This is a genomic window from Sphingobacterium zeae, from assembly GCF_030818895.1.
Taxonomy (GTDB): Bacteria; Bacteroidota; Bacteroidia; order Sphingobacteriales; family Sphingobacteriaceae; genus Sphingobacterium; species Sphingobacterium zeae.
In genome coordinates, this window is the sequence record NZ_JAUTBA010000001.1 from 4,759,554 (window position 1) to 4,782,871 (window position 23,318).

Below are 23,318 nucleotides of genomic sequence, written 5' to 3' on the forward strand. Positions count from 1 at the left end.
TTTGCATACAACTGCCCATATCAAATGCATATTAATCGTTCCGCGGAATCGCAATTTTATGTAAGTTTATATCCTGAATCGTCCGATGTTGATTTTTTATTTTTAAGCCTTGGCGTAAGGAAACTGTACGCTGAAAGATTAGGAAGATCAAACAATATACCCATATGTATATGATCAATGATGGCGACGTGTGACATAATTATAACAAGATGAAAGCAGAGATTATTACCATAGGCGATGAGATCCTCATCGGTCAGATCATTGATACCAATTCGGGCTGGATTGCCAAACAACTGCTCCGATTCGAAGTGGATATCGTTCAAATGACATCGATCCCTGATACAGAAGAAGCTATTTCAAAAACGCTGAAAGACGCCTCTTCCCGGGCAGATTTAATTTTAATCACCGGAGGCCTAGGTCCAACCAAAGATGATGTTACGAAAAAAACAGCTGCAAAATATTTTGAGACGACCTTGGTTCGCGACGAAAATGTACTTCGTCATGTGACGAACATCTTTGAATCGCGTAAGTTACAAATGCTTGACATCAATCTGCAGCAGGCCGATGTACTCGCAAATTGTGAAGTCTTATTTAATGACTATGGTACTGCGCCCGGCATGCTCGTAAACCAAGGCGAAAAGCGATTTATATTTATGCCCGGAGTTCCCTTTGAGATGAAATTTCTGATGGAAAAACACGTACTCCCTTTATTAGCAACACAAGACCCAGACCTATTTATCTGTCATGAAACAATCTTGGTTGGAGGTATCGGTGAATCCTATTTAGCAGAAAAAATAAAAGATATCGAAAGCGAGCTGCCACCTAGCATAAAATTGGCCTATCTACCTACATTGGCATTTATCCGGTTAAGACTATCCGGAAAAAGTAGAAACAAGTCTGATATTATGCTTCAGGTTGCTCTTTTCAAAAAGAAACTTATCCATCGTCTACAGCAGTATGTTGTAGCAGATTATGATACGGGCATAGAGTCCCATCTGATTAAAGAGCTTACTCATCGGGGCAGTACCCTGACTACGGCTGAAAGTTGTACTGGTGGTAGCCTCGCCGCTTCGATCACTTCAGTAGCGGGAAGTAGTGCTGTATTTCTTGGTGGCACGATTCCCTATTCCAACAAATTAAAACACCAACTGCTCAACGTCAATGAAGAAACATTGGCTCAATATGGTGCTGTCAGCGAACAGACCGCAGTCGAGATGGCCTCGGGCTCAAAAGCAGCGTTCTCTTCAGACTATGCCATTGCAACGACTGGAATAGCAGGTCCGGGTGGGGGCACAGCTGAAAAACCTGTTGGAACGATCTGGGTGGCTGTCGCCGGAAAAAAAGAAATTATAACCAAAAAGTTTCAATTTGACAATGACAGGCTCATCAACATCGAACGCACACGAATGAATGCCCTTTTATTATTATGGCAATTGTTATTAAAAGAAAAAGAACAAGAAGCGCAATAGGATAAAATAATGTTTTAAAAAAACCGCTATTTAAGGAATAATATTTTAAATTGTTGAAAGTAAACCACAATTTAATTAACTTCGTTTTTCTATAACGAGATTGCTAAAAAATATGGCTTTATATAAACTCTTACTCCCAAAAATGGGAGAAAGTGTATCCGAGGCAACAATCACAAAATGGTTAAAACAACCTGGTGACCGGATTGATGAAGATGACACTTTATTGGAAATCGCAACTGACAAAGTTGATTCAGAGGTACCTTCTCCCGTAAAAGGCGTTCTAAAAGAGCAACTTTATACCGTAGACCAGACCGTCCAAGTGGGTGAAGTCGTTGCAATTATAGAAATTGAAGGCGAAGAGGAAGAACCTACGCCACCTCAGCAAGAAATTACAATTCCTTCAGCGACAAGCTCGGAAGAGCCTACAGCTCTTAACATACCAGGTATCGAACAGTTGCCCAATGTCGGTGTTGACACTTCTTCTGCTCAGTACGAGAGCACGCTTCGTTTCTATTCACCTTTAGTAAAGAATATTGCTCGTCACGAAGGATTGTCTCAAGATGAACTTGACCGTATACAGGGTACTGGAGCAGAAGGAAGAGTGACGAAGGAGGATATCTTAACGTATGTAGCGCATAGGGATTCGTCATCCAAATCTGAAAAATCTCTTCAGACCGATCAGGCTGAAACACGCACGGAATCGCCCAAAATGATCGTAACAGCTCCATCCCATGTTCATACCGTTGCAAATGGCAATGATGAAATCATTGAAATGGATCGCATGCGAAGAATGATTGCAGACCATATGGTCAAAAGCACGCAGATTTCTCCCCATGTATGTTCGTTTGTCGAGGCAGATGTAACGAATTTGGTTTTGTGGCGGAATAAAGTTAAAGATGCTTATAAAAAACGCGAGGGAGAAAATATTACGTTTACCCCTTTATTTATTGAGGCTATCAGCAAGGCACTTAAAGATTTCCCTTTGGTCAACATCTCGATTGATGGTTACAATATCATTAAGAAGAAAAACATCAATATCGGTATGGCCGCTGCATTGCCTAATGGAAATCTGATCGTACCAGTAATCAAAAATGCGGATCAATTGAGCTTAGTCGGATTGAGTAAAAGCGTAAACGACCTTGCTCAACGGTCGAGAGCAAATAAGTTAAAACCAGACGACACACAAGATGGTACATTTACCTTCACCAATATCGGCGCTTTCGGTAATATAATGGGTACGCCCATCATTAATCAGCCGCAAGCTGCAATCTTGGCAGTAGGTTCAATAACAAAAAAACCAGCAGTCATAGAAACGGAATATGGGGATATGATTGGCATTAGACATATGATGTATCTATCCCTCTCCTATGACCATCGCGCAATCGATGGAGCACTTGGAGGTACATTCTTAAAACGCGTTGCAGATTATTTGGAAAATTGGGATACGAATAGAGTAATCTAACATCCAAAATCGATCAATGGAAAAGGCTCTGTCAGTAACAACTGACAGAGCCTTTTTTTGATGAGTATTTACTTTTTCTATCTAAACAAACTTTTTTCAAACTGTATTTTCTTCTTTTTGATTACCCGTTGAAATCGCAGATAGAGTAAAAGAGAAGAGGTCAACAAACCTAACGTCAGCCCATACCATATCCCCTGAATGCCCCAGTTGAATACTATTCCCATTAAATAGCCGCTTGGCAAACCAATAATCCAATACGCAACAAATGTAATAATTGTGGGAATATTAACATCACCCATGCCCCGTAATACCCCAAGACCGACCACTTGTGTGCCATCAAACAATTGGAAAAGTCCCGCTATGATCAACAGTTGAGAAGCAATAACGACGACGGCATGATCTGATGTAAAAATATAAGGCAGAAAATTGTTCAGCAATGCAAACAAAGAAGCCGTAATCAACATAAAGATCAATACCAACTGGTATGAAGTAATCGCAAATCGTTCAAGACGAAAAAGATTTCTATTCCCATAGCTATTCCCCACCTTGATCGTGGCAGCAGCTGCAATCCCGCTTGCCATCATGTACGTCATGGCAGCCAGTTGTATGGCTACCTGATGGGAAGCTTGTGCCGTAGCACTTATTGTGCCGGCTAAGAGGGATGCCCCGGCAAAGGCTCCAATTTCAAAAACATATTGCATCGCTACTGGTGCTCCAATCCGCAATATTTTAAGCAGTCGATCCCAATCGATTAGGGTCACTTTGAAATATTGGATATACCCCTTGAATTTCTGCGATCGCAACACATAGGTCATCATGACAGACATCATGAGCACACGGTCAATCAATGTACTATATCCAACCCCTTTGACCCCCATTGGACTGATGCCAAACATCCCTTTAACAAAGACGATTGCCAAAATAATATTCAGTACATTTCCCCAAATAGTTACATTCATGGCTTGCTTGGTAAATCCTAATCCCTCGGCAAATTGCTTAAATGTACTGAACACCATCAGTGGAAGCATCGATAAGCTAAGGATAAGCAAATAAGGCTTCGCTTCCTTTACCACCGCCGGATCTTGGTCGAGGTGATCGATAGCCAACATAGAACCAAAGTAAACTAAAGCAAACAGTAAAAGACCCGATAGAAGATTTAACCAAAAGCTATTTGATAATAAGATGGCACACTCTTTTTTATTATCACGACCATTCTCTTGCGCAATCAATGGCGTGATGCCATACGCGATACCCAATCCGATAACCATAACAACCATGAAAACAGCATGCACTAATGAAACTGCTGCCAGTGGAATAGTGCCTGCAAAATGTCCTACGATCACACTATCTGCGGTATGGACCAATGTATGTCCTAATTGTGATATGACGACCGGCCCCGCCAATACCATGGTACTTTTGTAATACGGCTTGAAAGTTTTAAATTTTCCCAACATAATCGATTTCTCAAAAAATAGCCACAAAAGTACGAAGATATTTCTGTCCTATCGTCATATTATAAAATATTTAGCAAAAATACAACAATTTACAGGTGCTAGACACGTATCGCGTGTTAAGTAATTTTTATGTTTAAAATACCTTAAAAATATCTTAAATTTACTTTCGGGTCTAAGAACTATAGAAATATAAATGTAACTTAGCATCTAGTTAGTAATCAAAAGAAGAGGAAAAAGAGTATGTACAATCCAGTAATAGCATTTCTAAACATCGGCACACAAGAGATGATCTTAATTGTGTTTGCAATCTTGTTACTTTTTGGAGGCAAGAAGCTTCCTGAATTGGCGAGGGGTTTAGGAAGAGGGATACGTGAATTCAAAGATGCGTCAGAAGGTATAAAACGTGAGATTTCAGATCAAATCAATAATTTCGAAAAAGACATAGACGTTAAGCCAGAAGTAAAAGAAGAAACTGTTCCTAATGACGTACGTTTGGCTGAAGAAAAGGTCCAGACGGCGCACCAGGAAGAGGTTAGACCAGATGAAGGTGCACAGGGATCAGAAATAGAACAGCCAAAGAAAAAATATGAGTTCACCACACCCGCCGGTGTCGTCGAACACAACCCCCATAAACAACCGGATTACGGAGAAGAACCATCTCATATCACTTACGGATATAATGATCATTTTGCTGAAACTAAAAACAACGAAGTAGAAGATAAAAAAGTTTCTGAGCAGGACAATACCCATAAACCTGCCTAATTTTACTATTTTAGTTTATAATTAGATATACTTAGAGCTGTTGAATCACCATTCAACGGCTCTACTTTTTAAGATTAAACCATCAATGAGCTTACCAACACACGAAATTATTATTGCTAACGAGCTTTCTATTAGCGAAAAACAAGTTCGCACGACTATTGCACTATTAGACGAAGGCGCCACCGTTCCCTTTATCTCGCGCTACCGTAAGGAAATGACCGGAAGTCTAGATGAAGTTCAAATCACCGCCATCAGAGATCGTTTCCAGCAGTTGCGGGACTTAGATAAACGCAAGGAAGCAGTTCTGAAATCAATAAACGATCAAGGGAAATTGACCCCAGCACTTGAACAACAAATATTAGGTGCCGAAACCATGGCCAGCTTGGAAGATATTTATCTCCCTTACAAACCTAAGCGCAAAACGCGCGCAAGTGTGGCTCGTGAGAAAGGGTTGCAACCCTTAGCGGATCTTATTTTAGCACAAGAATCTGGCGATTTCCTTGCACTTGCCGAAAGTTTAGTGGATGCAGAAAATGGCGTAAAAAATACGGAGGACGCGTTGGCAGGTGCTCGCGATATTATCGCGGAAATCATTGCAGAAGACGCTACTGTAAGAGCTAAATCGAGAGCTATTTTTCTCGAAAAAGGCTCATTTGTTTCAAAAGTAGTTCCTGGAAAAGAAGAAGCTGCAATAAAATATAAAGATTATTACGACTGGTCTGAATCCTTAAAAGATGCTCCATCGCATCGTGTACTGGCCATGCGTCGTGGTGAAAAAGAAGAATTGCTCTACTTGGACATTGCTGTCAATGAAGAGGAGATTCTACCGCGTATCGAATCTATCTTTGTGAAGAGTGGCAACGCTGCAGCTGCTCAGGTAAAACTTGCCCTGATAGACAGTTATAAACGTCTCCTCAAACCGTCCATGGAAACAGAAATACGTGTATTAACCCGTCAGAAAGCAGATGAAGAAGCTATCAAAGTTTTTGCAGATAACGTGCGTCAATTGCTTTTAGCCGCTCCATTGGGACAAAAGAGATTACTTGCAATCGACCCCGGGTTTCGCACCGGCTGTAAAACAGTCGTATTAGATGAACAAGGCCAGCTTAAAGAAAATACAGCTATCTTCCCACATACTGGTGCCAATGGATTGGCAGAAGCCCAAAAAACCATTAAGTATTTAGTATCGAAATATGATATCCAAGCCATCGCGATTGGAAATGGAACTGCTGGCCGCGAAACTGAAGATTTTGTACGGAAGCTTGGATTAAACAATGTGACTATTGTAATGGTCAATGAAAGTGGAGCTTCCATTTATTCTGCTTCCGAAACTGCCCGAGAAGAATTTCCAGATCAAGATGTTACGGTACGTGGAGCAGTATCCATCGGCAGACGATTGATGGACCCACTTGCTGAACTGGTTAAGATTGATCCAAAATCCATTGGTGTCGGACAATATCAGCATGATGTCGATCAAAACAAGCTACAAACCTCTCTCGATGATACGGTCATCAGCTGTGTAAATGCCGTAGGAGTTGAACTGAATACAGCATCCAAACAAATTTTATCTTATGTTTCCGGTCTAGGTCCATCATTAGCGCAACAGATCATTAAATATAGAAACGAGAATGGCCCCTTTGCTTCAAGACGTGAACTGAAAAAAGTACCTCGTCTTGGCGATAAAGCTTTTGAACAAGCAGCTGGCTTTCTTCGCATTCGGCATGCAGCAAATCCATTGGATTCGTCGGCAGTACACCCCGAGCGATATGCATTGGTTGAACAAATGGCCAAAGATTTAGGAAAAAAAGTCGACGACTTATTGAAAGATGCGGATCTCAGAAAATCTATTCCCTTAAAAAACTACATTTCAGAGGAGGTAGGCCTACCGACATTAAACGATATTCTAAGTGAATTAGCAAAACCAGGATTAGATCCACGCGAAAAATTTGAAGCATTCTCATTCACCGAAGGTGTTAACAGCATTGGGGATCTAAAGGTCGGTATGAAACTTCCAGGAATCGTCACGAACATCACCAATTTTGGGGCTTTTGTTGATATCGGTGTCCACCAAGACGGTCTTGTACATTTAAGTCAATTATCCAATCGTTACGTATCAGATCCTCAAGAGATCGTGAAAGTACAGCAGCATGTGATGGTTACAGTGACGGAAGTCGATGAAAAACGTAATCGCATTGCTTTATCTATGAAGACTGAAGAAAAGTCCGCTCAGCCAAACAACAGGAGAAAGGATAACAAAATACAGGTCGAACCACAAACGGATATGGCAAGTAAGCTAGCTACCTTGGCTAGTAGGTTCAAATAGATACGTTTAATTTACCTAAAAGAGCTGATCTTTGCTGGACTACCTCCCATTAAGTATATACACTTTTGGAAGCGTTCGAGTAATGGTCAGCTTTTTTGTTCCATTAAATCTGATTTTAATGACTCTTAGCGACTCTTTATTCGTATCTTTAAAGAAAACAACGATAAGCCCATTATGAAAAATTGCACGCTATTATTCTTCCTTTTTTTTGGGATCTGTTTTTCTAAAGCCCAAGCTCAACAGCAACTTCATGACGGAGCATATCTGTATCAGGATGGCATGAATAAGCATTTAATGCTTGTTAAAGACCATTATATCTCCTTTATAAGTTACGATGATGTGAGGAAACGTTTTCAACATACTTGGGGTGGCACACTTGATAAACAGCAGAATCTGATCAATATCGTTATCGAATATAACTCACAGGATTCGACTACTGTCGGTAAAACGATGCAATTGCCGTATCGGGCTGAAGTAGATTCTCTCCATCTAAAAACAGCCGATAATTACCATCTCTATATGAAGCAGAAAAAGATTCCGCAGGATCTTGATGCACTTTGGCGAATTAGTGGGCGTCAACAGGAGGGAAAAATGAATAATGTTCCAAAAGCAGATCGCAAAACAATCAAAATATTAGTTGATGGATATTTTCAATGGGTAGCGATTAATCCTGCACAAAAAGGTCTTTATGGTACTGGCGGGGGATTGTATCAATATGCTCATAATCGGTATACTGAAACACTACAATTCTTTTCGAGAGACAATAATCGAGTTGGGCAAGAACTAGCCTTTGATGGTGAAATTGTGGCTGGAGCATGGCATCATAAAGGAAAAAGCTCAAAAGGAGACAAAATTTATGAAATTTGGAGTAAAGAAATAACAGAATAAAAAAAATGACAATAGAACAATTTCAATCTCTTGAAAGCCCAGTTCAGCACTGGACGGCAGTACAAAAATCACTTTGGTATGATCTAAAAGGACATTGGAAAACAGCCCACGATCTAATTGATCAATTAGGCGGAATTGACGCAGCACACGTTCATGCATACTTACACCGAAAAGAAGGCGATCAATGGAATGCAGAAGATTGGTACCGCCGCGCAAAACAGGATGTTTACAAGGGTAGTCTGGAAGAAGAATGGAAAGAGCTCTTTAAACGCTATGTAGGATAATAGACAATTTTCCACAAGTCTGTTCACTTTTTAATACATTCCCCAACGACATTGCGACAATACTATTAAAAAAAATATATTTTTAACTCAATAGCACTCAAGTCCGCCACATACTAACAAAATATTACCAATTAAGAGAGCTTTGCGAAGAAAAATCGATAATTTTACGTAACAAACCTATCACAAAGAAAAATATTATAAGGCGAACAAACAGAATGGCACAGATATTGAATAACAGATACTATACTTGAGAAAGTATACTTTTCATAAATTTAGGTTAATAATTGGTTAGGTTAAACACTTGAAGTTCCCCACTTCAAGTGTTTTTTTTGTAGAATTCGCTTGCATCAAATACTTTCTATTCCGCTTCTGGTGTGACTTCTATGTACAACTTCACTTCCTTTTCTAATAACACTTCTAAGCTAAGCATACCTTCTATTTATAGCACGGCAAATCATTTATCGAGGTCTGTAATGAAACTTTAAAATAAATACATTGCATTACTATGTATTTTGTTATATTTACCTCCATGAACAAAGTATTTATTGACAAATGGATTTCACAGCTAAAAAAAGGAAGCCTCTCCTTTGTTATACTAGGTGTCCTCGCTTGCGAGCAAGAATACTACGGTTACGATCTTATCCAGGAGGTCAAGAAGAAAACCACCATTGATATTGCTGAAGGAACATTATACCCCTTATTAATTCGTTTAAAAAACGAAGGCTTGGTCGAATCGAAGTGGGTTCCACAGAAGACCGGGATTCCAAGAAAATATTATAAAATAACAAAGGAAGGCCAAAGTACCTTTTTAGAAATGAGAAGTTACTGGGCAGGCTTAAACCAACACTTAACCACCTTGACTCATGCATTATAACCAGATACATTTTACCAATAGATCATCGGCTCAGCTTTATAAAAATTACATGTCAATAGCAACAACTCTTGTCAAAAAATTAGCGTTGGAGCAACGTCAGGATATATTATGCGAAATTAATAGTCACATATTTGAGGCGTTGCAACAGCAATTTCCTCAGCAGTTAATCCAGGATACGACGCCTATGCAGCTCGAAGATATTTTGGAAAAGCTAGGTTTACCTGCGACCTTTATCTTAGAAATGGTCTCTTCAGCCTCCTTAGGTCAGGCAGTAGCGCCTTCAACTGAACCGACATCCCTCTTGCAGATCCCCATCATGCTTGCACGAGCGATAGTCAATTTGGTTTATTACACCACCTATACCCTGATGCTTATTGCTATATTTTTAGTAGTGGCCAAGTTTGTTGATCCACAGGGAGTAGGCTTTTTCTATGCGCCCAATAAGTTTTTCATATTCGGAAAACTTATTCTACAGCACGAAGAGGCCATACGGTATGAACAATTGGGCAATTATTTTATTCCAGTTCTTCTATTTATCATCATTGGGCTGTACTATTCTTCAACGCTTATTCTAAAAATCAAGAAATCTATATACCATAAATTATGAAAAGAACCCCACTTTTGCTCTTGCTATTAGGCAGTCTAATCAGCCCTATTTTAAAAGCCCAACAATTTAGTCCTATCCGGATGGACAGTCTGATGTCAATATTAGAAAATAACCAAGTATGGATGGGCAGTATTGCCATCAGCAAAGGCGATCAATTACTCTATCAAAAAGCAATTGGATTTGCAGACCTGGCGCAGAAAAAGAAAGCGACCATAGATACCCGCTATGGTATAGGGTCGATTTCAAAAACTTTCACAGCAACCCTTGTTCTGAAAACAGTTGAGCTTGGAAAACTCCGGTTAAACCAGACATTAGCAACATACTTTAAGAACATTCCAAACGCAGAAAAGATCACAATTCATCAATTGTTAAATCATAGTAGCGGTGTTCATAGCGTCACCAACGACAAAGATTACCTGACATGGAACACTCAACCTCAAATTGAACAGGAACTTGTTGAACGCATTATCAAAGGTGGTGCTGAATTTACCCCTGGAAGCAAACATGAATACAGTAATTCAAATTATATTTTACTGACATATATCCTAGAAAAAGTATGGAAAAAAGATTACGCTGCGCTCCTGAAAACGTATATCTGTGGACCATTGAAATTGGAACAGACCACATTTGGGCGTCCACAAAATAATAGCGGTGCTGTTAGTGAATCCTATCGATTTACGCAAGAATGGATCCTTGAACCACACACCCACAACTCGGTTCCCCTCGGTGCGGGGGCAGTTTGGTCAACGCCAACAGATCTAGACAAATTTTTCAATGGTTTATTCAGCCATAAAATAATCAATGCTGCGAGCCTCGACGCCATGAAAAAAATAGATCAAGGTTATGGACTTGGCTTATTCCAGTTGCCGTTCTATGAGCATATGGGTTTCGGACATACAGGCGGAATCGATGGCTATTCTTCTGTAGCTGGGCATTTCGATGATGGTAATTATAATGTCGCTATCATTAGTAACGCCAACAATTATAATAATAATGAAATCCTAAAGTTCAGTTTAGGTGAACTTTATAAAAAGTCCTTCCCACTACCGGATCTTACGGAAGTACAATTGACAGACGAAGAAATTACTAGTCTTGTTGGCGAATATAAAAGCGAACAGCCTCCAATCCAGATAAATATTACCCGAGAAGGAAACAAAGTGTTCGGACAGGTCATTGGTCAACCGTCGTTTCAGCTGAAAGCAAAGGATAAAAACACGCTGATTCAACCGCAATTTGGTGTAAAAATAGTTTTCGAGCGCAACGAAAACAAAATGACACTTTACCAAAATGGACATACACTTGTTTTGAAGAAATAAGGAGACATTGTTGCTAGTGCGCGTAGCTATACGACTTGATTAATGAATATAACCCCATTTGCTATCCATATCTTCCCTATTCATCAAATTGTACAATCTAAAAAGCAGGATTTTATTTAAATCTTGCTTTTTAAGTTTCATATTTCACGATTTGTCTAAACAGAAATTATTGTTACACGGGGAATTCAAAATAACTGGGTTATATTCATAATTTAATATTGTAAAAACAAAGAAGTAGCTCATTTAACATCCAAACCGTGTCTACAAGATATATTCTTGGGAATTAAATCAATACCTTCTCTTTTGCAAATGAGGTAATTTGAGCGCTGGTTTAAACCTTGTTGTATATCCTTTGGGTTTCCTTGATAACAGCTATGCTATAGCGTTGCTATCTATTTGGTCTTTCGTTGCTATCTAATTACTATAATACCAAATAATAGGTAACGAAACAGCAAAGGATAGGCAAAGAAACAGCAACGAAATAGCAGAGAAACAGCAAAGGATAGGCAAAGAAATGGCAGAGAAATGGCAGAAAAACAGCAAACGATGGGTAAAGAAATAGCAAACCAATACGCCAGTAGTACCAACGAAGGTAGCAATAAGAAACAAGAAAATGCTCGTTAAAATCTTTCAATATTTGATATCCTTCTTTTCATTTCTTCAAGTTCAGAACGTGACAATTTTCGCTGTTCAGCATAACTATCAGCATACTGCTCTTTCAATTTGCGCAGACCCTTTTGGCTATCCGCTTCATAATCGTTAACATCAAAAGTCACTGAATCTGCTGTTAAATTGGCTATACGATAGAGTGTACGCATCGTTTTACCATCCTTTGGATAAGAAACCTCATACACATCGCCTACTTTTGGATCTTTCAGGTATTTTTCTTTCTTTTTTGCAGCTGAAATCCCAGCTATAACAATAGCAGCTACTAAAAGTCCAATTAGCATTAAACCCATAAAATAACCGATAGGTGTTTTACGGATAGTTCCTGAAGACAGGGATTGAAGTGTCTGTGGCTTAATTTCAGATTGGTAGCTCAACTTTTTGCAATGATTGCAAATCGTAATAATCTGTGCAGAATAGGGAAATATGGGTATCCAAAAAATATGAAAATACTTAATCTGTCTATAGGCAAAGAGAGACTGAGCCGTGCCACAATAATCACAGTCGCCTACTGCCGATTGCGATTTGTTAGTTAATACCTTGGTTCGTGTGCCAAAAATAATCATAGTATGATGCATTTTAATTCTGTATAATCGAAATACAAGAATCCTGCCCAATTCCGAGCATAATATACAAGGATTTACAATTCGCAATCCGGCGTTTACGATTCGCACCTACCCATCAATGTGCTAATAGGCGCCATATTGCAAAGTCCAGATGAAAGCTTTCCGCAAAAAAGCAGCTTCCGTTTTTTATCCATACTATATCAGCTCGTCTATATTTAATCATTCTGACTCAAAAATTACAAAAAAGCTAAAAATAAAGTATAGTTATCAGGTGGATTTTATATATTTGCATTAACATTTTTTAACACATGAAACAGCATATACAGTATACCCTTGAAAAACGAATGTCCTAAGGGGATGTTTTACAAGTAAATTCAAATATCTCCGATAACCCATCTCAAACAATACACTCACTATTATAATTAGTATGACAAAAAACAACATAAATTTTGTCGTAATGGCCGCGCTTTGTCTAAGTTCTGGCGCACTATACGCACAAAACACTATAAAAGGAAAAGTAGTTGACAATAACAACAATCCTATTCAAGGGGCTACTGTCACCGAAACGACCAGTAAAAAACAAGTACAGACAGATACAAATGGTCTATTTGAGTTACCTTCTTCTGGCAGCTCGCTAAATATCAATATACAATATATAGGCTTTGAAAGCAAAACGGTTCAAACTAATCCGACAGGCTTTACCACAGTTCAACTTGTGCCGACTACATCTCAGTTGGACGAAGTCGTTGTGACAGCATTAGGTATTTCGCGCGAGAAGAAATCACTGGGTTACGCTGTACAGGAGGTTAAATCTATTGAACTGCAAACACGCCCTACCAATGCACTTAGTGCGCTTTCTGGAAAAGTAGCAGGACTTCAAGTAACGACTTCTGGCGGAAATATGGGCGGATCTTCCCATGTTTTATTGAGAGGGATTAATTCAATCTCGGGTAACAACCAACCGTTATATGTCATTGATGGTACCCCTATTGATAATACCGATTTAAACTCTTCTTCTACGATCAATGGAAGTGCCGGTAAAGACGTTGGTAACATGATACAAGATATCAACCCAGATGATATTGAAAATATTTCTGTGTTGAAAGGACCATCTGCTGCTGCTCTCTATGGTTCTAGGGCAGCTAATGGGGTTATATTGATCACTACAAAACGTGCATCAAAAGGCGAAAAAGTGGATATTTCGTTAAATACTGGGGTTGATTTTGAAAATATAGTTCGATTACCTAAAAGACAACATCTATATGGCCAAGGATATTCCACAAGCTTTCAAACGCAAAACATCAATGGAACAGACTACAAAATAGTCGATTACGCCGCAGACGAAAGCTGGGGACCAAAACTGGACGGCACGCCAGTGCTTCAATGGTATAATCTGAACCCTGAAGATGAGGCCAACTATTTAAATCCTTCACCGTGGATTTATCCAAAAAATGATGTTAGTTATTTCTTTCGGACAGGTGTGTCCAACACCAATAATTTTGCCATAGCAGGCAACAGCGGAAATACAAATTATCGTTTTTCCTACACCAATAAAAATGTCACAGGGACAACACCCAACTCCAGTTTGGGACGAAATACGTTTAACTTCTCTGGGGGGACACAATTAGGTAAACTGAAGATTAACTCAAATTTCAACTATATCCGTAATGCATCGGTAGGTCGTCCATGGACGGGCGCTTCCAATAGAAACATTATCCTTGAGGCATTCCAATGGGGTGCTGTACAAGTAGATTACAAAATATTGGAAAACTATAAACGTGAAGATGGAACTCCGCTAGCCTGGAACCGCACCGGATGGCAAAATACACCTGCCGCCGAGGCGACCCGATTTATTGATAATCCTTATTGGTCTGCCTACGAATCGTATATGGAAGATAATAGAGATCGTTTCTATGGTAATATCGGTTTACAATATGACTTAAACAGTTGGCTAACTATAGGGGCTAAAGTGCACGGAGACATTTATTCATTCCAATCTCAAGATAGAATTGCAGTCTATTCGCGAAGTACTTCTCAATACGAAGAGGCAAGTAATAAACTAAATGAATACAACTACGAATTTTTAGCTACTGCCAAGAAAAACTGGGACAAATTCTCTTTGATCGGAAACATTGGTGCCAACCTTCGTGACCAAGAGCGCAAACAAGACTATGCAATTACACAGGGTGGATTGATTATCCCCAATTACTATAATCTAAAAAATGCCAATTCAGTTAAAATTGACAACTTCCGATACCATAGACGCATTGCATCTATCTATGGAAGCTTTTCTTTGGGATACAACGATTTTCTGTACTTAGACGGAACAGTACGTAATGATTGGTCATCTACATTACCGACCAACAACAATTCATTTATATATCCATCCCTCACAGGTAGTTTTGTTTTTAGTCAACTGGATGCATTTAAAAAATTGGATTGGCTCAGCTTTGGTAAAATCCGTCTTGGATGGGCTCAAGTCGGAAATGACACCGATCCTTATCAATTGTATAAAGTTTACGAGCCCGAGCAATCTTTTGAAGGCCAAGCATCATATGGACTTCCAAGCACGAAACCAAATGCTAATCTGAAACCCGAAATCACCAGCTCTTGGGAGACAGGTTTAAATTTACAATTATTCAAAAATCGTTTAGGTTTTGATATAACCTATTACAATAACAATTCCAGGAATCAAATCCTGCCAGTTCCTGTTTCATCGTCTTTCGGATATGCCGGAAAAGTATTCAATGCCGGAAAAATTAACAATAAAGGTATTGAAATTGTCTTAACCGGTACACCTGTAAAACAGGAGAATTTTACTTGGGATGCGACAATTAACTGGGCAAAGAACAAGAATAAAGTCATTAAATTGGACGATCAGGTCAACACACTAAGTTTAAGCAATTCCTTAGTCGAACTTGTTGCACGTGAAGGAGAATCCTATGGTCAGTTTTTGGGATACGATTTTGTCTATGCTCCGGACGGACAGCGCGTAGTCCAAGCAGATGGTACCTACATGAAAACATCACAGTTAGTTCCTTTGGGATCTATACTTCCTGATTTTACATTCGGTATTCAAAATAGTTTCCGATACAAAAACTTTAGTCTTGGCTTCTTAGTATCAGGGCGTGTGGGCGGAAAATTCTTCTCACAAACCTATAAAGTTGGTATGTATTCTGGTATTTTGGATAAGACGGCTGCGAATAATATCCGTGAAACTGGTGTTGTTCTTGATGGCGTTAAGGGAGATGTTGCCTTCCATAGTGATGGCTCATATGATGTAAGTAATATCCAACAGAATACCACTAATATTACAGCGCAACAATGGGCGCGCAATGAATATAACGGCCCAACAACATTTTCCATTTTCGACGCGACATATATTAAGTTAAGAGAAGTTACGCTGGGTTACAATTTCAAATTAACCAATCCCAAAATCATCAAAAACATTGGCTTAAATGTATACGGACGTAATCTTTGGAATATTTATACCAAGAGTAAATACATTGATCCAGAATTTACATCCAGCGGTGGTAACGTACAGGGAATTGAAGGAGGTAATATTCCCCTACCCGTTACTTATGGCTTTAACGTTAATCTTAAATTCTAGAACAATGAAACCCATCATGATTTATTCCAACACTATTTTGAATGGGTAAATCTGATTATTCATCAACTCTAAAAGATAAACCAAGTGCAACAGATTCATTGACAATAATCAAAACAAGCACTCATAAATAAATATACACAGATGAAAATATCAAACATATTATATACTTCATTAATTGGCTTATCCTTTATTGCTACTTCGTGCTCCAAATCCACGTTTAGTGATATCAACACAGATCCAAATAGACCGGCTTATGTCACAACACCTACGATCTTAGTGACGGCCGAAAAACAAATGGTCAGCGCATTGCGAAGTGAAGAAATCAGCCTACGAGGTGCACAGTTATTTACGCAATATTTCAGTCAAAACATCTATACAGATCAATCCCGTTATCAGATACCAACAAGCTATTCAGACAACTATTGGACAGCAACGTATAAATCCCTCAATAATTTAAATGAAATTATTAAGCTGAATACAAATGAATCAACCAAAGCAATTGCTGCTGCGGGAACTGCTGGTACAAATGCCAATCAAATTGCTATAGCAAGAATACTCAAAGCCTATGCCTTTCAATCTTTGACAGACGTTTTTGGAGATATTCCATACGAATCCTATGGGAATAAAGATGCAGATTTTGAAGCTCTGCAGCAGGATCCAGATAATCTGACACCAAAATATGCAAGTCAGGAGAAAATCTACAAAGATATTCTCAATGAATTACAGCAGGCCGCTGACACATTAGCCAAATATCCAACAGCTACGACTTTCGGAACAGCCGATATTATATATAAAGGATCAAATAGCAGCTGGGCGAAATTCGCCAATTCGTTACGTCTACGTGTTGCTAATCGTATCAAAAGCAAAGACGCAACTTTGGCAATAACACATATCGCCGATGCCATTAAAAAAGGTGTTTTTACCTCCAACATCGACAACGCGGTATTTAAATACTCCAAAACGTCACCAAATGAAGCACCATTGTTTAGAGCAACAGTAACAGCCAATCGAAAAGATTTTGCCATTTCCAATGTCCTCATTGAAACTTTACAGGGTAGCCGTGGTCCCTTTAAAATTGTAGATCCGCGTCTTTCAAAATTTGCTAAACCAACAAGCTCAGGAAATGCTTATTTCGGGCAACCGTATGGTCTTCCCCTCGCCGCAGGAAATCTATTTCCCGTTGACAAAATATCATTACCTAGTGAAATTATCAACGCCGCAGATTATGGAGAAGTACTTTTAGAATACGCGGAAGTTTCTTTTATTTTAGCGGAAAACAACAACTGGGATCAGGAAAATTACGAGAAGGGGGTTCGAGCTTCTCTTGAAAAATGGTCGGTGCCTGCTAATGAAATTGCAACCTATTTGGGTAAACTTCCCGCTGCAAATATGGAAAATGTACTTTCTCAAAAATACCTCGCACTTTTTAACCAAAGTATTGAATCTTGGTCCGAAATTAGAAGAACCGGTTATCCATTATTTCTAATCAAAAAAGGTGACATTACATGGAGTGGAACAGTAGAAGGTAAACCAGTTACATATAATTTTACTCCAGAGGTTGGAAATACAATACCTAGCCGCCTAGTGTATCCGTTGAAGGAGCAAAGTACTAATAAAACAAATTATCAAACTGCACTTGCCCGACAGGGGGATGACGTAATCAGCACCAAATTATGGTGGAATAAATAAACTCAACATTTTTACTTACACCTGACGCATATGCTTCAGGTGTTTTTTGTTATTTTATTTCTTACCTTAGTATAGGACTTTAACGATTTAAATGCCATGGATGATCAAACATTAGACAGAATAGACCAACTCAGCGAAGAAGGAAACATTCAATGTGACGAAGGCAACTATCAGGAAGCGATCCGCTTGTGGACCGAAGCACTTGATTTGGTACCAAGTCCGCAAAATGTTCACGCAGAAAGCCTCTGGCTCGAAGCCTCGATAGGAGATGCTTTTTTCTTACTCGACGACTTTACCAATGCGCTCTCCCATTTTGAAAAAGCAAAACAAAATATCATCGAAAATGCTTACGAAAATCCGTTTATTATGTTGCGGTTAGGACAATGCTACCTACACGACAATAATAGTGAGCTGGCTCAGGAATATCTCCTCCGGGCTTATATGATGGAAGGAAAAGATATTTTCGAGGATGAATCCCCCAAGTACCTTACATTCTTAAGTAATAATATCGATTTAGATTGATAATTATCAATCTAAATCGATGGCTTCTTCACCTTTCATCGGCACACCAGATGCCATAACTGCAGCGTCGACAGCAAATACAGCTTAGTATTTTTGGCCTTTCTGCTTTGTTTCACTTTATCGTTAATAATCTCGTTCTCGAGAGGTCCTGCTTCAATGGTCCCGATGCCAATTTCGTTACCTTTAGAATAAGTAAAATCTCACACATCGCCTGATCAAAGTAAATCTAGCGAACAGATTATTTTTGCAAAAAATAATGATCTAATTTGATAGCAGACAGCAGTGCATTGGCTACTAAATTAGCCTTAAAATCCAACAATAACCACTAAAAAAATCAAAAAAAGAGCACATTGATGTTGTCACAATTATAAAATAACTATATTTGCACATTAATTTATATTTGATCTAAATAAATTACCATGAAGAATAGAACACGCTATATGATGTTCAATTGTGGAATCTTTTTGCTTCTAAGTGCTAAGCTAAATGCACAAGAAATATCCCTTGTTGTAAAAGACCGAGAAAATAAACCATTAAGGCAAGCGAATATCAAAGTTGATGGAAAGAGCGTAGGATATTCCAATCAATTTGGGCAATTCAATTTTGCAAAAAAAAGTTTAAGCAATACTATTCAATTACGGGTATCCTATACAGGCTTCTCTCCGGTTGAAAAAATGGTGAATTTAGATACCGTTCAACACCCCTTAATCATTCAGCTTAATTCTACCCAAGTTTTAGATGAGATCATTGTAACAGCAGGACGTAAAGCGGAAAGCATCTCCACAGTTCCTTCTTCAGTAACGATCTTGACCACAAAAGAAATTGAAGCCCAAAGCCAAATCAGCACCAATCTTTCCGCTATTTTAGGTAATACCATTCCTGGACTTGGAACTGCGACAAACAAAGCAACCAACTCCGGCCAGACCCTCCGTGGACGATCTGTATTGGTATTGATTGATGGAATTCCACAATCCACCCCCTTGATGAATGGACAACGCGATCTGCGGACCATCGATCCGAGTGTTATTGAGCGGGTTGAAGTTATCAAAGGTGCCACATCAATATATGGCAATGGATCTGCTGGTGGTATTATCAATTACATTACACGCAGTCCATCAAAAGACGCGACTCCTATCCAAGGAATCACAAGTTTGCGAACAACGTTCAACCCCGTCCATAGTTCAGGCACGATGGGATATCGTCTAGGACAGACATTTTACGGACAAAAAAATAAATGGAATTATACCGTCAGTGGATCCGCCGATTACGTTGGACTGCAACGCGACGGCGACGGTGTCCCCCTTGGTCAGACTGACGGTCTTTCGAACACCTATCAATACAACGCATTCTTAAAGGCTGGTTACCGCATCGATAGTAATTCTAATATAACGGCAGTGTACAACTTCTACAGAAGCAATCAACACAACAGATACATCAGCCAGGCAGGTATATATGGACAGACTCCTACGATAGGAGTAAAAGGCGAAGATCCAGGTAAACCGGCTGGAACTCCCTACAACCACAATGCCATGCTGACCTACAACAAAAACAATCTCTTTGCCTCCACATCTTTAACGGCATCAGCGTACTACAATACGTTTCGCTCCATGAATCGTTATGTCGAGAAAGCTTCTGCATGGTATGGTCCGGGACAAACACAAATCAATTCGGAGAAAAAAGGATTACGCGTTAATCTCAACACGCCATTTCAGCTATTGGGATCCAATGCGGACATTACCTATGGTATAGACTTATTAAATGATGTGACAGATCAGAATCTGACTGATGGAAGGGTTTATATCCCCTATATGAATATGTTAAACATTGCTCCATACGCCCAAGTTAAGATTGATTTCCTAGAAAATTTAATCTTTAAAGGCGGTGTACGCTATGAAAATGCAACCGTAAAAATCAAGGACTTCAATACCATTGCTACGGGTCCCAACAACGAGGGAAGTATTGCTGTAAAGGGTGGAAAGATCCCTTACAAAGGAGCAACCTTCAATGCAGGCTTACGTTATAACAAATATGCAATTTTTAACCCCTTCATTAGTTTCTCACAGGGTTTCGCGATTAACGAACTGGGTCGTATCGTCCGCAGAGCAACAGATAATGACCTAGACAGCCTAAAAACTGATCCGATCATTACCAACAATTATGAAATAGGATTTTCAAGTAATTATAGTATTTTCCAACTATCCGCCGCCTACTACTACAGTACATCTAAAATGGGAGTCGAACTTGTTGATATCGGTGGTTACCTGATGCCCCAACGCCTGCCAGAGGATGTATATGGATATGAAGTTGCATTAAGCGCTAACATTTCACAGCAATTGACCATTGGCGGAACTTATGCCTATGTAGAAGGGAAATCCAAAAAGGATGACGGAACAAAGTCCTACCTCAATGGCTCACGTATTTCTCCCAAAAAAGCAACGGGATATATTTACTACACGCCAATCCAACCCCTTACCTTTCAGCTTTTTTGGGTACATACAGGGTCACGGGACAGATTCCTTCCCAACGAAAAAGGAATATACAAAAACAGCGAGGGACCGGTCAAACCTGTTGATGTATTTAATTTAAATAGTAACTACCATATCAATAAACAATGGTCTATTGGTATGGGAATAGAGAACTTATTTAATAAAAACTATTATCCTGTGGTTAGTCAATACCGTGCCCTAAATGAAGAGTATGTAAAAGGACAAGGGATGTTGGCTTCGTTTAACATCAACTATAAATTTTGATATGTTTAAAACTGTCACCCTTTGGTTGCATAAATGGCTCGGAATCATTACCGGTGTTGTCGTCACCATCCTAAGCCTGACAGGCTGTATATACACCTTTCAGGATGAGCTCAAACTAGTGGCTTATCCTGAAAAATATTTTATCTCCGGCACCACCGGCCATCCAACCATTCCACTTCCTTTAAGCACGCTTCTTCACAATGCACAGAAAAGCCTTCCAACGGATGAGAAAATTACGCGAGTTGACCTTTATCCAACCAAGAACCGTACTTGGGTGTTTCGTGCTGTAAAAACTGACGAAAACGCATTTGGTCACTGGAATTATTACAAATACTATAAACGCGTATTCGTCAACCCATACAGCGGGCAAGTACAACACGTTGAAAATTCAAAAACAGAATTCTTTCAGCTGACACTTCAGCTTCACCTTAACCTACTTTTGGGTAAGCGATTTGGCCATCCTATCGTCGCCTGGTCAACCGCCATCTTTATTATTATCCTACTGAGTGGCATCGTTCTTTGGTGGCCAAAAAAATGGAAAGGCAAGAATCTCAAGCGAAGTTTTTGGATTGATACCAAAGTTAAATGGAAACGACTCAACCACGATCTGCACAATGTCATCGGTTTTTATAGCCTATTCATAGGATTGATTTTTGCCATAACTGGACTCGCCTTTGCTTTCCCCGGCTTTAAAAAATCATACATCGCAACATTCAATGTATTGCAGTCGACAACTGCATCTTCTGGGCGCATTTCACCTGTGCCATTACCTACGGCAGAAAATCAGTTTCAGGACAATGCGTTGCGGTATGCACTGACAAATTATCCCACCGCTGAAATGATGTCTATACGATTGAAAAAAGATACGCAAACAGGAATGGATATTCAGGTACGCCATGATGAAAAACGAAGCGGGGTGTTTGATTGGCTCTATTTTGACAGAAGAGGCAATAATCTATACGAAATCAAGTCTAGCGAACAACTACACTACGGTGATAAGTTGGGCGCCCTTAATTATGATATCCACACAGGTAGCATAGGTAACATCTCAACAAAAATCATTGCATGCCTAGGTAGTTTGTGTTGTGCGTCGTTGCCGATTACCGGATATATCATCTGGATGAACAAAAGCAAAAAGAAGAGAAAGAAAGGTTATCAACAAAATGTTAATAAATACTGTTAATAAATGTATTTTTCTTATAAACAGGTTTTCAACAACGTTATTAACATTATGTGGAAAAGTTAACCCAACATACTTATCGGAATCAACAGCTCGTTTCGAATGAATATATCGGGTAGTAAGCTAAATTGATCCAAATCACCATTATTGATCAAGCCATTTTTGAAACTTCGGGGACCGTTCCTCACTAACAATGACGACAATTCCTTCTGGGGTTGAAGGCATTAGCTCTAATTTGATTCGATTTCGACTAATCTTTAACATGGACTGGATGGCATCTATCCGAACAAGGAATTTCCGATTGATCTGAAAGAAAACTGTAGGATCCACCTGTGAAACGAGATGTGTAATGGTATCTTCAATAATGTATGCAATTCCCGATCCTTTTTCTACGGCATACAGCTCTTTGTCTTCTGCCATAAAATACGCAATATCAGCAATGGCCAGCGACTTTAAAAAATTACCGTATTTCACTAGAAAACGCTGTTTGAGCCGAGGTTCTACGTTGGGTAGTAGCGGTTCGATACGTTTCATGACCTCCGCCAACTCGTCGCTATCGTAAGGTTTTAACAGATAGGCATAACCCTTATTTTGGAAGGCCTCCAATGCATATTGTTCGTAAGCAGTCGTAAAAATCAGTGGTACATCGATAGATACCTGCTTAAAAATTTCAAAGCTCAGCCCATCCATGAGGTGAATATCCATAAAAATCAGGTCGAATTGATGTCTATTGATCGTCGTCACCGCTTCCTGAACCTCTTTTGCATTTGTAAAGGTTAGTTCACTTTCTCCATAGAGCGCAGTCAACATCTCTTTCAAGCCTATAAAAGCCCAGTCTTCGTCTTCGACAATCAGTATTTTCCATCCCATGGGTTGAATGTAATAAAAAATCCATT

17 protein-coding genes are annotated in these 23,318 nt (G+C 39.3%); 14 read left to right on the top strand and 3 right to left on the bottom strand.

Features of this window, described 5'->3' with window-relative positions:
• Positions 1-209: 209 nt before the first annotated feature.
• A complete protein-coding gene (locus tag QE382_RS19945) occupies positions 210-1,469 on the top strand; it encodes a competence/damage-inducible protein A (protein ID WP_307187464.1) in 1,260 nt (419 codons plus the stop codon).
• A 112-nt stretch (positions 1,470-1,581) separates the two neighbouring features.
• Positions 1,582-2,931, top strand: a complete 1,350-nt coding sequence (locus QE382_RS19950) for a dihydrolipoamide acetyltransferase family protein (protein WP_307187465.1) — start codon at positions 1,582-1,584, stop codon at positions 2,929-2,931.
• Positions 2,932-3,008: 77 nt separating this feature from the next.
• Here the strand turns inward: QE382_RS19950 and QE382_RS19955 are convergent, their stop codons facing one another.
• The gene (locus QE382_RS19955) at positions 3,009-4,385 is read right to left on the bottom strand and encodes an MATE family efflux transporter (protein WP_307187466.1); all 1,377 of its coding nucleotides are present in this window, start codon (positions 4,383-4,385) and stop codon (positions 3,009-3,011) included.
• Between the two features lie 240 nt (positions 4,386-4,625).
• Between QE382_RS19955 and QE382_RS19960 the strand changes: the two genes are divergently transcribed.
• The 7 genes from QE382_RS19960 to QE382_RS19990 all read left to right on the top strand — a co-directional run bounded on the left by QE382_RS19960 (position 4,626) and on the right by QE382_RS19990 (position 11,439).
• Entirely contained in the window at positions 4,626-5,147 is a 522-nt protein-coding gene (locus tag QE382_RS19960; RefSeq protein ID WP_307187467.1) for a Sec-independent protein translocase subunit TatA/TatB, read from the top strand.
• An 85-nt stretch (positions 5,148-5,232) separates the two neighbouring features.
• Positions 5,233-7,470: a Tex family protein gene (locus QE382_RS19965; protein WP_307187468.1), complete on the top strand. Its 2,238-nt coding sequence runs from the start codon at positions 5,233-5,235 to the stop codon at positions 7,468-7,470.
• A gap of 174 nt (positions 7,471-7,644) precedes the next feature.
• The gene (locus QE382_RS19970; RefSeq protein ID WP_307187469.1) at positions 7,645-8,358 is read left to right on the top strand and encodes a hypothetical protein; all 714 of its coding nucleotides are present in this window, start codon (positions 7,645-7,647) and stop codon (positions 8,356-8,358) included.
• A gap of 5 nt (positions 8,359-8,363) precedes the next feature.
• Complete coding sequence (locus tag QE382_RS19975) at positions 8,364-8,642, top strand: hypothetical protein (RefSeq protein ID WP_307187470.1); 279 nt, start codon at positions 8,364-8,366, stop codon at positions 8,640-8,642.
• A 529-nt stretch (positions 8,643-9,171) separates the two neighbouring features.
• The gene (locus tag QE382_RS19980) at positions 9,172-9,516 is read left to right on the top strand and encodes a PadR family transcriptional regulator (protein ID WP_307187471.1); all 345 of its coding nucleotides are present in this window, start codon (positions 9,172-9,174) and stop codon (positions 9,514-9,516) included.
• Between the two features lie 49 nt (positions 9,517-9,565).
• Positions 9,566-10,123, top strand: a complete 558-nt coding sequence (locus QE382_RS19985) for a hypothetical protein (RefSeq protein WP_307187472.1) — start codon at positions 9,566-9,568, stop codon at positions 10,121-10,123.
• Positions 10,120-11,439, top strand: a complete 1,320-nt coding sequence (locus QE382_RS19990; RefSeq protein ID WP_307187473.1) for a serine hydrolase domain-containing protein — start codon at positions 10,120-10,122, stop codon at positions 11,437-11,439. Before QE382_RS19985 ends, QE382_RS19990 begins: the two co-directional genes overlap by 4 nt.
• A gap of 620 nt (positions 11,440-12,059) precedes the next feature.
• Here QE382_RS19990 and QE382_RS19995 read toward each other — a convergent pair.
• Positions 12,060-12,671: a zinc ribbon domain-containing protein gene (locus QE382_RS19995; RefSeq protein ID WP_307187474.1), complete on the bottom strand. Its 612-nt coding sequence runs from the start codon at positions 12,669-12,671 to the stop codon at positions 12,060-12,062.
• Positions 12,672-13,098: 427 nt separating this feature from the next.
• Here QE382_RS19995 and QE382_RS20000 point away from each other — a divergent pair, with 427 nt between their 5' ends.
• The 5 genes from QE382_RS20000 (at position 13,099) to QE382_RS20020 (ending at position 22,425) form a co-directional block, all read left to right on the top strand.
• Positions 13,099-16,281 (top strand): SusC/RagA family TonB-linked outer membrane protein, encoded by a 3,183-nt coding sequence (locus QE382_RS20000; RefSeq protein WP_307187475.1) that lies wholly within the window; start codon positions 13,099-13,101, stop codon positions 16,279-16,281.
• 141 nt (positions 16,282-16,422) lie between these two features.
• Positions 16,423-17,970: a SusD/RagB family nutrient-binding outer membrane lipoprotein gene (locus QE382_RS20005; protein WP_307187476.1), complete on the top strand. Its 1,548-nt coding sequence runs from the start codon at positions 16,423-16,425 to the stop codon at positions 17,968-17,970.
• Positions 17,971-18,066: 96 nt separating this feature from the next.
• A complete protein-coding gene (locus QE382_RS20010) occupies positions 18,067-18,492 on the top strand; it encodes a tetratricopeptide repeat protein (protein WP_209576724.1) in 426 nt (141 codons plus the stop codon).
• 419 nt (positions 18,493-18,911) lie between these two features.
• Positions 18,912-21,242, top strand: coding sequence for a TonB-dependent receptor (locus QE382_RS20015; RefSeq protein ID WP_307187477.1), 2,331 nt, complete (start codon positions 18,912-18,914; stop codon positions 21,240-21,242).
• Between the two features lies 1 nt (position 21,243).
• A complete protein-coding gene (locus QE382_RS20020; RefSeq protein WP_307187478.1) occupies positions 21,244-22,425 on the top strand; it encodes a PepSY-associated TM helix domain-containing protein in 1,182 nt (393 codons plus the stop codon).
• Positions 22,426-22,566: 141 nt separating this feature from the next.
• Here QE382_RS20020 and QE382_RS20025 read toward each other — a convergent pair whose 3' ends face one another.
• Entirely contained in the window at positions 22,567-23,292 is a 726-nt protein-coding gene (locus QE382_RS20025) for a LytR/AlgR family response regulator transcription factor (protein ID WP_307187479.1), read from the bottom strand.
• Positions 23,293-23,318 lie beyond the last annotated feature (26 nt).